Below are 13,436 nucleotides of genomic sequence, written 5' to 3' on the forward strand. Positions count from 1 at the left end.
TCCCCGCGACGCTTCAACGTAGATCACCCGATGAGCAATGTCCTCGTCAGAATAAAGGTCGTAAGGCAACGTCAGTTCGTTGAGTGCAGGGAGCGGTGCAGTTGCCGTATGAGGCCTGCTGATTTTCAACGAACCATCACAGGTCTCAGAAGCCGCAAGATACTCTCGGCAGAACGAGGCGAACGCCAGATCGGCCTCGCCGCCGATGACGTGGTCTGCCAGTCCGACGATGGGCTGGCCTTCTGACTCGTAGCTGACTTCGGGGCCCCCGAGCACGACGACGATGTCTGGCCGGACGCGTTTCAAATCGGCGATCAGTCGCGTGGTTTCTTCGATATTCCAAATATAGACGCCAAACCCCACGATCCTTGGCTGCTGCTCAAGGATGGCATCCAGGATTTCCAGCGTCGGCTGCTGAGTCGTGAACTCAAGCAGCGAGGCGTCATCTTTTAGTTCACCCAGGTTTGCCCAGAGGTAACGCAGTCCAAACGCACAATGGATGTAGCGAGCATTCAATGTGGCGAGAATGATACTGGGCATAGCGTTCTCTAGCCGCCTAACTGGCGGCGCAGATCCTCGAATCGGTCTTCCAGGGCACGGAAGTCCGAACGGACGGAGGCCACTTCATCGCGGAGTTCGCGGATCGTGTTTTCCAGACTGCTCATCTTTTCGAACTGCGCCGCCCCGACCTCTTCAACGGGCCTGACTGTCGGACGAACTGCAGCCGGTGCGCTGGCTGAGCTGACGACCGGCCCATCGGCCTCTTCCGCCCGATACTCCGCCAGCGGCTCATGATTTTCATTGAGTGGATAAAGGTCGTGATCCACTTCGATCCCCCGTCGCTCCAGCGGTCCATTCGATCGGACCAGCCCCTGGGCCATCAGCGACTGAAGCTCGCGGCGAAGATCTTCCTGGGTCTCAATCGGCACCATCCGGCTGGCCCGCGTCCGCAGTTCACCGAGTTGCTGCTTTCCCCTCAACATCAGCTCTGTCATGATGGCAAGCTGTTGCTCGTTCAGATTGGTCTTGTGCCGCATGTAGTGGCGATAGCGTTCGGTTCGACCACTTTCCGTATGCAGGCATGCGACCAGTCCCCGAAGCTGCAGCGCCGCCAGCGTTTCCATGACGTCGTCTTCGACATAGTTGGAAATGGGATCGCGATTATTCTTCTGGTTGCATCCTGTTGTCGTCGCTTTCAGCGTCAGTGGATACTGGTCCGGAACAGTAAATGCCTTTTCCAGCAGGACACCGAGAACACGGCGCTGCTTGCGAGGCATCTCTTTCAGCGAAACAATCTCTTTTTCAGGTTCACTCACGGTCAATACTCGTTAATTGCAGGCGGGAACAGAACGGACATTTATGAGTCCGACACCACGCACGTCATAACGACGTCTTTGCGGCTCTACTGCGGCAGTTCCGGAGCGGCATGCTCGGGGTAACTGGCGCTACTCAGTCCCTCTTTGAGGAAGTTGACCAGGTCTGCTGTTTCTTCGGGGGTCAGCTTCAGCGGATAGACTTCCTCGTCGCTGTAGGGTCCCGGCGTCCCACCTTTAGCGTAGTGATCGACCACTTCCTCCAGGGTCTTCAGACTTCCGTCGTGCATATAGGGGGCGGTCCGGGCAATCTCACGCAGCGTCGGGGTCTTGAAAGAACCCGTGTCACCGAGGGACTTGCTGATGGCAAACCGGCCTTCGTCTGACCCTGGCAGGGCAATGTTATGGAAACCATTGTCCGTGAAGTTAGGACCTGAATGGCATGAGGAACAGTTGGCTTTCCCGAAGAAGAGCTTCATGCCACGCTGAGCGGATTCCGACAGAGCGTTTTTGTCACCTGCTTTGAATCGATCATACGGCGCGTCACCCGAAAGGATGGTTCGTTCGTATGTCGCAATCGCCTTGGCAATCCCGTCCGCAGTGACATCGGTGCCGAACACCTTCTGGAACTGGGTGCGATAGCCTTCGATGCCGTTGAGCTTCTGAACCACCTGGTCGATCTGCATGTTCATCTCCACAGGATTCTGCACGGGTCCGAGCGCCTGTTCTTCCAGGGTGCGGGCTCGGCCATCCCAGAACTGAAATGCCTGAAGCGCCGCATTGATGACCGTCGGGGAATTACGTCCCCCTTTTTTTCCTTCGACCCCGGTCGCGAACTGGTCACCGTTGCTGTATCCCTTGGCCGGATCATGGCAGGTCGCACAGGAGACTTTGTTATCCGCCGACAGGCGAGCATCAAAATAGAGCTGCTTTCCCAGCGAGATTTTCTCGGGCGTGGGAGGGTTGTCTTTCGGATGGACGACCGGAGGCAAACCCAGGGGGCTGGCGGGATCGGCAGCCATGACCTGATAAGACTGGGTGGCGACGAACACGGTTAACAAGACTGCAAAGACCGGACGATTCATTGGCATTTTTCCCAGTAGCATCGCGGATCGATTCGTTTCGCGCGAACCGACGAAGAGTCATTTAACAGCAAAACGTGGCATCGAATGCCCATTCTTCATTCACACTCTGGACGTTTCAAGAGTCACCGGCGCTCTACGCCTCAACACGGCCCCGGTCAGTCCAGACGCAGCCAGATGGTTTTCAGGTACTCTGTCTCAGGGCAGTTCGTTGAGATGGGGTGGTCGGGTGCCGCACCTCCCTTGGCAAAGATCTGCCCTCGACGACCAACTTCCGGAGCCGCATTCACAATCCGGGTAAATTCCTGCATATCCAGCAGTCCCGAGCAGCTGCAAGTCAGCAGGATTCCCCCCGGATTCACCAACTGCATCGCGAGGCGATTCAAATCGAAATACTTGTGACGGCCTTCTTCCGCTTCCGACCGGCTGCGGATCAGCTTGGGAGGATCCAGAATGACGACATCGAACTTGCGATTATTCCGCAGCATGTCGCGCATGTAGCCGAAGACTTCCGCCTGGGTGAAATTGATTTTCACCTGATTGATCTTGGCGTTTTCCCGGGCCAGCAGAACGGTCTCTTCGTCAAGTTCCACTCCTGTCACTTCGCCAGCATTGCCCAGCTTTTTGGCCTGCAGTGCGAATCCGCCCGTGTAGCAGCAGAGATCCAGTACAGACTTGCCTTCGACCAGTTCCGCCAGACGTTTGCGGTTTTCCCGCTGGTCACAATAAAAACCGGTCTTGTGTCCACCTGCAAAGTTCACGCGAAATTTGGTCCCGTGCTCGACGATCGTCATCTTCGCGGGAACATCGGCAGAACCATAGGGGTCCGCAGTGAAACCTTCGTGATCCTGAGACATGGGTGCCGCGCGAAGGACTCCATGTTTGGTTCCTGCGAGGATGTCGAGCTGTGCCAGAATCGCTTCGGCTCGCTGATACATCCCCAGAGAGTAACATTCGGCGACGAGCACATCTCCGAACCGATCCACCACGAGACCCGGAAAGCCGTCAGCCTCGGCGTGGATGAGACGATAGGCCTCAGACTCCTTGTCCAGCTTTAGGGTGTCACGTCTCAGTGAAACGGCCTGAGCCAGTTTTTCGCTCCACCAGGCGTCGTCGGGCCGACGCATCCCCGTTCGGAGGACTCGGACAGCAATCTCGGCCTCGGGATTGAAGAGGCCATAGCCGACGACTTCGCCGCTGGGCGAAAACAGCTCGACCATATCGCCCGGCTGCGCATCGCGTGAAACTTGTCCGAGCTGCTTTCGGAAGACAAAAGGATGCCACAAGGCCCCCCCCAGCCGGACTTCGACCGCGGGTAACGTGACATTTTCCGGAGGACACAGCGGCCGCTGCTCAAGTAACTCGCGACGAATACGGACGGGCTGCCGAGACGATTCGTAACGCCGACCAGACGATTGATAGGGAGGCTTTCGGTTCATCCGCGTATCCTATCGGACCAGTGAATCACTCACAATAAAGTCCGGAACCACTGTCAGTGGTGCCGGAACCGTTCTACTCGCAGGGCAATACGTCATGCAAAATTCGGAGGGAGCCGTTGAGAGCAGCGCTCTCCTAAATCCCGAATCTCTTCCGCTCCAGCCATCCCCCTGGAACCTGATCGCCGAGATCGTCAGTAAGCCAGCAGCTCAGTCCCATTTCGGACACCGGCGTTCCTCTCAAGGGTGGTCGTATGCGTAAAGAGCCACTGCAGAATCACTTACAACTGCTATAGGACGGTTTTTCATCACTTTCTATACTTCGCGCGTTCATCGACAATGTGTTTCGGGGTGCCCCGAATCGCTCGTAAGCAGAGGTTCACTTCGCGGCGTCGCCATGATTCCACCCAATAAAACTTCACAGCAAATCAGAGCGACCTGGAAGTGGTGCTTCCGGGGTGGACTGACATGCGCTTTCATGAGCCTTGCTCTGCTGGAGACAGGTTGTGTCAGCCGCCGACTGACAGTCGTTTCGAATCCCCCCGGAGCGATGGCTCTCCTGGATGGCAAAGAAATCGGTTACACCCCCGCCTCCGCGGACTTCATCTGGTATGGAACCCGTCAGGTGACCCTGATCAAGGATGGGTACGAGACCAAAACGGACCTCGTCACCGTTCCGGCTCCGTGGTACCAGTGGCCCGTCATCGAATTTTTCTCTGACAACTTTCTCCCGCACCGCGTCACCGATCGCCGGGTCTTCAACTTTGACCTGCAGCCCAAACAAATGGTTCCGGACGAAGAACTTCGTTCGCGCGCGATGCAGTTGCGAAACGAAGCCCAGCTCGGTCCCTAGGAACCGACGCTGTCTCATCGGGTTCTGCCACTGGTCCTACTTTGGGACGCGTCAACTGCCTGAATGAGGTCGAGCACAACCATGCTGCCGGACACTCGGGACAGCTATTCTTTTACTCTTTCGTTTGTCGCCCTCGACCAGCAAACCAGAACAGGGCCGCTCCAAGTAACTCGGTGACAAACCACACGACGCGCAGCAATCCCGCGGCCACAAGTGCTACCGTCGGACCAATCTGCGGCTGATCCTTCAAGACTTCGATCAACAGCCCTTCCCGTACGCCGATTCCTCCCGGTGCGAGCAGAACGACAAATCCCCCTACTGTGGAGAGAGCGCAAGCGGCCAGCCAGACGGGGAATTGAGCGACCTGCAGTGGGACGTCTGACATCGACTGCAGAACACATCCCAGACTCAGCCCCTGCAGTCCCCAACCGAAACAGGTCAGCATCACCCCTTGGGAAATCAATCCTGCCGTAATCGCCGGAGCCTTTTCGGTGGACGGCATTTGGGCTGCCAGGGCCTTGCGACCAAGGCGAGTGAATAACCAACTGCTGAGTGGGGTTGTCGCCAGAGTTGCCGCGGCAACCAACCCCGGGAACAGAAATGGCGACTTCCCGATTCCTTCCAGTTGCCCGGGCCACCACCCCTCCATCGTCGCCGGAAAGACAACCGGAGCGAGTGCCAGACTGATGGCAGCTCCCGTGGCCATGAAGATCAATGTCTCGTAGGCCGCGGTCACCCCGCCCAGCAAAGGATTCACCTGAGCCTCTTTTGCGAGAGAGCCTCGAATCACGAGAACAAGTGCTTTTCCAGGAACATATTTTCCCAGGTGACCGACGTAGTAAGCGCGCAAAGCGGTCCACCAGTCGAGAGGCTGCCCCATCCCGACGAGCAACGCTCGCCAGAGCCAGACGGAAGGAAGCCAGCTCACGAGATAACAACCGGCAGCTGCGATGAGCCACCCGAAGTGGATCCGAATCTGCTGCGGAGGAGCCGCCTCCCACAATTGGTACGCACGACGTCCAATGAAGATCAGCACCAGTGCCAGTAGAGCCGTCTTCAGGACCAGCCAGAACGTTTTCTTTTTGGTCGCTTCATCAACCGGCAGCAATCGGTCATCACCGCGTGACGAGATCACCTCGGCGATCAGGTTCACCGTTCTCTCAGTCGCTCCGCGCTGCGTCGCCACAAATTGACTGGCCGCCTCGCCCATCCGACGCATCTCGTCGGGATTCTTTAACAGTTCCTCAACGGTTTCCCTGAGTTCTTCGGGGCCCCTGATCACACGGGCCCCCTGATGCGACAACAAGGCCTCTGTCACATCTTTGAAGTTCCAGGTGTTCGGGCCGAAAAGAACGGCAGCTCCGTATCCGGCGGGCTCGATCATATTCTGACCGCCCCGATTGGTCAGACTGCCGCCGACGAAAGCGATATCCGCCAGCCCCCAACAGGCCCCCAGTTCGCCGATCGTGTCGAGTAAACGGATCACAGGCTCATCGGTCCCCGCCGCGTCGTCTTTCTGCGGCACGTCTGCAGCCATCACTTCACTGCGGCGGACCAGTCGAAACTGTCGTTGACGGACCAGCTCCGCAACCTCTTCAAACCGCTCTTTATGACGAGGAACCAGAATCAGTTGCAGCTGTGGAAACTGCGGACGCAATCCCTGCCAGGCATCAATGGCGCAGGCTTCTTCGGGATCCTGGGTGCTTCCGGCGATGAAAGTCGGTGCAGCCGGATCCAGGTAGAATGCGCGACGCAGTTCTTCTGTTTTAGGATTGGCTCGATTCGATTCTGCCCGATCAAACTTGATGTTGCCGGTGACCGTGACGCGGTCCGCTGGTGCGCCGAGTGTCCGCAACCGCTCGGCATAGGTCTCCGCCTGGACGGCCAGCACGTCGAAGCAAGAGAGCAATCGGGCCATCAGGGGCCTGATCCGTGAATAGCCTTTGAAGCTTTTCGCCCCCATGCGGCCATTGATCAGAATCAAGGGAATACCGCGGCGTTTCGCCGTCAGCACCAGATTCGGCCACAGCTCAAGTTCGACGAGGACGATCGCGGCAGGTTTAATCTCTGTCAGAGCCCGTCCGACGGCCCAACTGAAATCGAGTGGAAAGAATGAAACGGTGTGTCGTGCGTACTTTTCGCGAGCGACATCATACCCCGTCTCGGTGGTCACAGTGATGAACAGTTCGGCTTCAGGAAATCGCAGTAAAGTCTCGACGAGAACTTTCTGTAATTGAAGGACCTCGCCCACGCTGACCGCGTGAAACCAGATACACATCCTCTCGGGGTTTTGCCGCGTAAGCCGTCCGGTCAGCTTTTCATTCCAGCCGCGCCGGTATTTTCCGGCAGTGACGCGACGGTAGAGCAAGATCGGAGCGACTGCTGTGATGAGCAGCAGGTAGAGGCCGTTCAAAAGCCAACTGAAGACGAAGGGCATCCTCTCCCTTTTTTGGCTACAGGCAGTTCGCAGGGGCGACACCCGGTTGCAGTCGCTGTTTGCCACTGGCCAGGTATCGCGATCTCAGAAGCAATGAAAACGGGAACAATCCGGAGAGAGTCTCCCCGGATTGCGATCCCGACATAATTTTCTCAATCAGACGATCCGCCGTTTACGACGCACCGTGACATTTCTTGAACTTCTTTCCACTGCCGCAGGGGCAGGGATCGTTGCGTCCGACTTTGTTTCCATAGTTTCGAATCGGTTCGACCGCAGGAGCCCCGCGATTCGCGCCGCTCGCCGAGGAACGATCGCCTGCATTCTGTTCGAGTGCAGGATGGTCGTCTGGAATGTCATCCACAGGCGATTGATGCACCTGCGAGGTAATTTGCCAGCGATCGGCGGTCGGTTCTGGGATCTCGACAGCGATCCGGAATATGGTTCCGGTCACCTGCGAGGCAATGCGGTCCCACATCTGTTCAAATGCCCGCATCCCTTCCCGTCGATACTCAACCTTTGGATCCTTCTGTGCATATCCGACCAGTCCGATACCGGACTTCAACTGGTCCATGTAATACAGGTGATCTTTCCAGGCGGTATCCAGTGTATCCAGCACGACGGAACGTTCGGCATGATGAATTTCATACCGATATTTCCGCTCAAACTTGCTGCGCAGATCCATTTCCACAAGGGCACGCCCCTGGTGAGCAACGTCTTCGGCAACCAGTTCCGTTCCGAATTCGGCATTTGCCCAGTCGACCAGTGGCTTCACCGCGGTCGCGCTGACAACGTCACGCTGCGTCGTCGATTCCGCCCCCTTCTTCCCTTGCGACTTCTGATGTCGTGGTCCGAAGGCCGCCGTCAGCAGTTCTTCCAGTCGTGCGGCAGCCTGCTTGCCCTGAGCGTCGAACTGGTCACTGGTCTTCAGCAACTGCTGAGTAATATCGGCTTTCGACTTTGATTCGATGTCTTCCTTCGACATCGAGATGTCAAAGCGGTTACTGGCCCAGCGTGCCAATTCTTCCCGGTTGTAGCGGGTGACTCCGTTATGCTCCTGCATATAGTGAGACAGACCGACGGAAACGGGGAATTCCACTTCTTTGCGGTGGTACAGGTCGCGAATCGCGTTGGAAATCAGTTCGGCCGCCGATTCGGGCGAGACGCCTTCGAATTTTGAGGGCTCAAGTTGGATCCCATACTGCTGATGCAACCATTCTGCCAGCGACTGCGCGCCCCATTTTTCATTGAGGAAGACTTCGACTGGCGAAAAGTCAAACCGGTTAATCGATTCGAGGGCCCGATCGTAGAGGTGTTGATGCAGCTTGCCGGTATCCAGCGAATCGGCGTCCCCGTCGATGAGGAAGGCCACCTTCCGCATTTCACGCTCGTTGGTATTCAAGCCGTAGGTCGTGTTCACCCAGCGTGAAAGTGCCTGCCAGTTCTGTTCACGGGCGTCGACACCTTCCGGAATACTGTCTTCGACCTGTTCCCGAATTGTTTCGTAAGCCTGACGTTCAGACCGATCCTTCAGATAACCAATCAACTGGTCCGCGTGCATGTCCCGAATTTCACGGAGCTTCAGGTCGAGACCGCATTGCTGTTTGACCCAGGCAACGACGGTTTCCCATCGGTAGGACGGTTTCAGGAAATACTCGGTCTTCTGTTCGACCTGCTTGTCGATCATCGACAGAATCAACGAACGGCAGTCTGCACCTTCCAAGACGGATTGGCGGTAGGAATAGACTCGCTTTCGCTGCTCGTCCATCACTTCGTCATATTCGAGCAGGTGCTTTCGCTGTTCGAAGAAGCGTTCTTCGACTTTCTTCTGCGAGCTTTCGATCTGGCGGGTGACGAGCTTACTCTCGATCCGCTCACCTTCCTGCATTCCCAGGCGTGACAGCCAGTCTTTGACCCACTCGCCACCGAACTTCCGCATCAGATCGTCTTCGAGTGAGACGAAGAAACGGCTGGAGCCATTGTCTCCCTGACGTCCCGCTCGCCCGCGCAACTGAAGATCAATACGACGCGAGTCATGCCGTTCCGTGCCGATCACGTGCAGACCGCCAAGTTCCGCGACAGTGTGCCCTTCGTCTTCCATCCCTTCGCGCTGAGCGATCTTTTTCGTCAGTTCGTTCCAGACTGATTTGGGAACGTCAAGACGTGAGGGATACAGGGGACGGCCATCTTCGTTTTTCATCTGCTTGAGTTCATCCCAAGCGAGATACTCAGGGTTTCCCCCGAGAATAATGTCGGTACCGCGGCCTGCCATATTGGTCGCGATCGTGACCGCATTCAGGCGGCCTGCCTGAGCAATCGTTTCCGCTTCACGTTCGGCATATTCAGGTTTGGCGTTCAGCAGTTTGTGCTTGACGCCGTTCTTCGTCAGTTTGTGACTGAGTTTCTCGGAGTTCTCAATCGACACGGTTCCCAGCAGCACGGGACGTCCGGTCTGATGCACTTCCTTGATCTCTTCGACCACCGCATCCCACTTTTCCCGTTCCGTTCGGTAAACGGCATCGGGGAACGTGATTCGTTTGAGCGGCCGATTTGTTGGAACGGTGATCACGTCCAGATTGTAAATCTTGACGAACTCGGCCGCCTCGGTCATCGCGGTACCGGTCATCCCCGAGAGCTTTTTGTAGAGCTTGAAGAAATTCTGCAGCGTGATGGTCGCCAGCGTCTGCGTCTCTTCCTTGATCCGGACCCCTTCCTTGGCCTCGACGGCCTGATGAAGTCCATCGCTCCATTGACGGCCTTCCATCATACGCCCGGTGTGCTCATCGACGATGATGATTTCATCTGCTCGTACGATGTAGTTCACATCCCGTTTGTAGAGGTGGTGAGCCCGCAGTGCGTTGTCCAGCAGGTGCGGCCACTCCATGTTCCCGGCGGTGTAGAAACTCTCGACGCCCGCCAGTTCTTCTGCGTATCGAACACCTGCTTCCGTCAGGTGACAGGTATGCTCTTTCTCTTTGACTTCAAAGTGGAGGTCGCGCTGCAGTTGGCGGGCGATCTTGTCCGCTTTCGGAAAGCGGGTGATATCACCATGAGCCTTCCCCGAGATGATCAACGGGGTACGGGCTTCATCGATCAGGATGTTGTCGATTTCGTCGATGATGGCGTAGGTCAGCTTCCCCTGCACCTGCTCTTCGGCAAACATTTTCATGTTGTCGCGAAGGTAATCGAAACCGAATTCGTTGTTGGTGCCGTACGTGATGTCACAAGCATACGCCTGTTTTCGCTCGTACGGATCCATATTCGACTGAATGGCACCGATGGTAAGGCCCAGCCCCATGTGCAGCGGCCCCATCCACTCCATATCGCGCTGTGCCAGGTAATCGTTGACGGTGATGACGTGAACCGAACCGGCTAGTGCATTCAGGAATGCGGGAAGTGACGCCACCAGCGTTTTACCTTCCCCGGTGGCCATTTCGGCGATCATCCCCTTGTGCAGGATGTATCCCCCGACCATCTGCACGTCGTAATGACGCATCTTCAGATAGCGTTTGCCCGCTTCTCGAACGGACGCAAAGGCTTCGGGGAGTAGCATGTCGAGCGTTTCGCCGGCGGCGAGTCGCTGCCGCATTTTGCTGGCGGTTTCCCGTAATTCACCGTCACTGAGTTTTTCCAGTTCCGGCTCTAGCTGATTAATGCGGTCGAGAAAGGATCCTGGCAGAATCACCGTATTTCCGCTTTTATCTCGCGAAAATCCGATGTTTCGGACGCGGCGTTCGTTGGACGAACCAAAGAGATTGGTGATGAACCGTTCGGTTCCGCCCAGGACCAGATTGAAGGTATCGCCGACTTTATCCAGGATTTGCATAATTCATCCGTTGAGTTACGAGCTGCGTGGCCCCAGGCAATATCCCCAAGTCAAACTTGGACCAATGTCATACGCTGGTACACGAGTTTCAGCAGGTGTTCCTGACGCGCTACGTCGATGACGGGCTCCATCCAGCGACTGCCAACGTGACAGGGAGATTCTCCGTGTCCGCAGCAGAAGATCGCCCCTGAAAAGGCGAAAACCGCCGAACCGACCCGTAAATTGCGACGTAACTTCCTTGCGCAGCGCAGTTTATTTGTCAATAACAAACGGGTCAATCCCGCTCCCCCGACACCAGATCCGTCGGACCGGGCGGAAAAGAGCAACCATTATGCCATGCCTCTCCCGATTGCCCCTCTTTCAATCCTCACCTGACAGCCCCGACCTCGAAATCGCCTGCCGTACCTGACGTCAGTCTGCCGGCGACAAATGTCCCACGCCGAAGCCTCCAGCAGTGGGGTCCCCCCCCTCCAGGGCGGACTGCGGCTGGGCTCGCTCGCCCTCGCTACTTCCTTTTCATCAGGGCGAACAGTTCACACAGCACGCATGCGGCGATACTGCGTCGTCCCGGCCGTCGAAAATGGTTCAATGAGGATTCGACACCGCTGAAAAAAAATGATTGAGCAAGTTGAACAAGTTGAGCAACATCCCTGTTTTCATGTGCAAAACCAGCATCTGAAGTTGCTCAATTTGAGCAGGTTGAGCAACTTCAATCTGGTTCAAAAATCTGATTCAAATGTCGCTCAAGGCGTTGTTCTTTCGGAGAGAACCACGGCAGCCCCTCAGTGCTGACCCATTCCGGCCCCTGCCAAGAACTCGCGCTGTAAAGAATCTGGAGTTGGGACATCGAGCCATCTGTTATTCGATCGATCGCCTGGGATCCTGAAATCTCCGACTTCACCCGTAGACAACATGGGAAACTCGAGAAGCCCTGAATGTCGTTCCGCCATCCCAGAGATTCAAAAGCACGAGCATACAAGCCGCACAACAAGACGTCAAGATTTTTTGTCGCAAAGAATTCTTCAAACGGGTGGCACGACTTCCGGGAGGTCCACTAATCACTTCGATCTCTGCGTCAGATTGGCAACGTCCTGCCCGGCCCGATTAGGCCTCGGATTTCGACGGACCGCCAGCAAAAATCCCCCCGTCCGGCGACGGTTGCCTGTTCTGAAGGGTGGTTTGACGATTAGAATTCCGCCTCTTGATGAGAACGTGTTGCTCGAAGGAAGTTTGTTGATGGATTGCTCGCTGGCTGCAGACCGCTGGAATGACCTTGCTACCCGAATTCTGGACGGACACGAACTGACCGTCGACGAAGGACTCGCCATCCTGCAGTCAGACGATGATGAGATTCTCGACCTGCTCGCGGCGACCTATCGCGTTCGGCGGAAGCATTTCGGCAAACGCGTTCACCTCTATTTCCTGAAGAATGCCAAAAGCGGTCTCTGTCCCGAAGACTGCGGATACTGCTCGCAGTCGATCCTGTCGGAAGCCGATATTCCTCGCTACGCCCTGCTGAACGAAGCCAAGCTGATGGAAGGTGCCGAGCGTGCTGTTGCTTCGCAGGCCCGCACCTACTGCATCGTTGCCTCGGGCCGTGGCCCCAGTAATCGCGAAGTCGATCACATTGCTCAAACTGTCACCAAGATTAAGGAAAAATACGGGCTGCACATCTGCTGCTGCCTGGGACTTTTGCAGCCCGAACAAGCCGAAACCCTGCAAAAAGCGGGCGTTGATCGCATCAATCATAACCTGAATACCAGCCGAACCTTCCACGACACCATCTGCTCAACCCACACGTACGAGGATCGCCTCAAGACCTTAAAGGCCGTCCGAAACGCCGGGATGGAACTGTGCAGTGGACTGATCGTGGGGATGGGTGAGAGCGAACAGGATCTGGTGGATGTCGCCTTTGAACTGCGGGGACTGGGCGTTCATTCGACGCCGGTCAACTTCCTGCACTCCATCGACGGGACTCCGCTCGAACGGAAGTGGGATCTGAACCCTCGCTACTGCATGAAAACACTCTGTATGTTCCGGATGGCGAACCCCGCTGTCGAACTCCGCGTGTCCGGCGGGCGGGAAGTGAATCTGCGATCGATGCAGGCGATGAGCCTTTACGCAGCCAACTCAATGTTCGTCAGCGACTACCTGACCACTAAAGGTCAGCCGGCGGAAGACGATTTCAAGATGGTCGCGGACCTGGGATTCGAGATCGTGATCGGAGACCACGACGCTTACCAGGCCTGGAAGGCATCGCAGAACGGCTGTCAGTCAGCGCCGGAATCCGAAGTGCATCAGCACACGACTTGCCATGGATAGCCTGCATCGGCGTTCCACAAGCCTGAAGCACTCAATGTTGTGGATATCTCTGCGCTAAGCGGAAACTTATCAGGGACAGTTTGAGATTTTTCGAGAGCACAGGTTGCACATACGTGAGCAGCCTGTGCTCTTCGTCGATCTGCAACATCTTGCCATGAGGTTCCCTATCC

At 56.4% G+C, this 13,436-nt stretch carries 8 protein-coding genes; 2 read left to right on the forward strand and 6 right to left on the reverse strand.

Going from position 1 to position 13,436, the window contains the following annotated elements; all coding sequences use genetic code 11:
- From VGE80_RS13320 to VGE80_RS13335, 4 genes are all read right to left on the reverse strand, one after another.
- On the reverse strand, window positions 1-540 hold a 540-nt coding region (locus tag VGE80_RS13320), incomplete at its 3' end, for a cobalamin-dependent protein (protein WP_440593013.1).
- Window positions 541-548: 8 nt separating this feature from the next.
- Window positions 549-1,316, reverse strand: a complete 768-nt coding sequence (locus VGE80_RS13325; RefSeq protein ID WP_440593014.1) for a DUF480 domain-containing protein — start codon at window positions 1,314-1,316, stop codon at window positions 549-551.
- Between the two features lie 86 nt (window positions 1,317-1,402).
- A complete protein-coding gene (locus VGE80_RS13330; protein WP_440593015.1) occupies window positions 1,403-2,398 on the reverse strand; it encodes a cytochrome-c peroxidase in 996 nt (331 codons plus the stop codon).
- 155 nt (window positions 2,399-2,553) lie between these two features.
- On the reverse strand, window positions 2,554-3,834 hold the full coding sequence (locus VGE80_RS13335; RefSeq protein WP_397571265.1) for a class I SAM-dependent rRNA methyltransferase: 1,281 nt from the start codon (window positions 3,832-3,834) through the stop codon (window positions 2,554-2,556).
- Between the two features lie 475 nt (window positions 3,835-4,309).
- Here VGE80_RS13335 and VGE80_RS13340 point away from each other — a divergent pair, with 475 nt between their 5' ends.
- Window positions 4,310-4,684, forward strand: a complete 375-nt coding sequence (locus VGE80_RS13340) for a PEGA domain-containing protein (protein ID WP_440593016.1) — start codon at window positions 4,310-4,312, stop codon at window positions 4,682-4,684.
- A gap of 112 nt (window positions 4,685-4,796) precedes the next feature.
- On the opposite strand, the gene VGE80_RS13345 is transcribed toward VGE80_RS13340, so the two are convergent.
- Together VGE80_RS13345 and secA are read right to left on the reverse strand one after the other, a co-directional pair.
- Window positions 4,797-7,121: a glycosyltransferase N-terminal domain-containing protein gene (locus VGE80_RS13345; protein WP_440593017.1), complete on the reverse strand. Its 2,325-nt coding sequence runs from the start codon at window positions 7,119-7,121 to the stop codon at window positions 4,797-4,799.
- 172 nt (window positions 7,122-7,293) lie between these two features.
- Window positions 7,294-10,944: a preprotein translocase subunit SecA gene (gene secA / locus VGE80_RS13350; protein WP_440593018.1), complete on the reverse strand. Its 3,651-nt coding sequence runs from the start codon at window positions 10,942-10,944 to the stop codon at window positions 7,294-7,296.
- 1,236 nt (window positions 10,945-12,180) lie between these two features.
- Here secA and bioB point away from each other — a divergent pair.
- Window positions 12,181-13,266, forward strand: coding sequence for a biotin synthase BioB (gene bioB, locus VGE80_RS13355; RefSeq protein ID WP_440593019.1), 1,086 nt, complete (start codon window positions 12,181-12,183; stop codon window positions 13,264-13,266).
- The last annotated feature ends 170 nt before the right edge of the window (window positions 13,267-13,436 follow it).

It is taken from the genome of Schlesneria sp., assembly GCF_036405755.1.
In the GTDB taxonomy this organism is placed as follows: Bacteria; Planctomycetota; Planctomycetia; order Planctomycetales; family Planctomycetaceae; genus Schlesneria; species Schlesneria sphaerica.

What these genes read in the sequence shown, in the direction of transcription:
- VGE80_RS13330 (WP_440593015.1), bottom strand. Translation starts at nt 2,398, where the DNA reads ATGAATCGTCCGGTCTTTGCAGTCTTGTTAACCGTGTTCGTCGCCACC.
- VGE80_RS13335 (WP_397571265.1), bottom strand. Translation starts at nt 3,834, where the DNA reads ATGAACCGAAAGCCTCCCTATCAATCGTCTGGTCGGCGTTACGAATCG.
- VGE80_RS13340 (WP_440593016.1), top strand. Translation starts at nt 4,310, where the DNA reads ATGAGCCTTGCTCTGCTGGAGACAGGTTGTGTCAGCCGCCGACTGACA.
- VGE80_RS13345 (WP_440593017.1), bottom strand. Translation starts at nt 7,121, where the DNA reads ATGCCCTTCGTCTTCAGTTGGCTTTTGAACGGCCTCTACCTGCTGCTC.
- secA (WP_440593018.1), bottom strand. Translation starts at nt 10,944, where the DNA reads ATGCAAATCCTGGATAAAGTCGGCGATACCTTCAATCTGGTCCTGGGC.
- bioB (WP_440593019.1), top strand. Translation starts at nt 12,181, where the DNA reads ATGGATTGCTCGCTGGCTGCAGACCGCTGGAATGACCTTGCTACCCGA.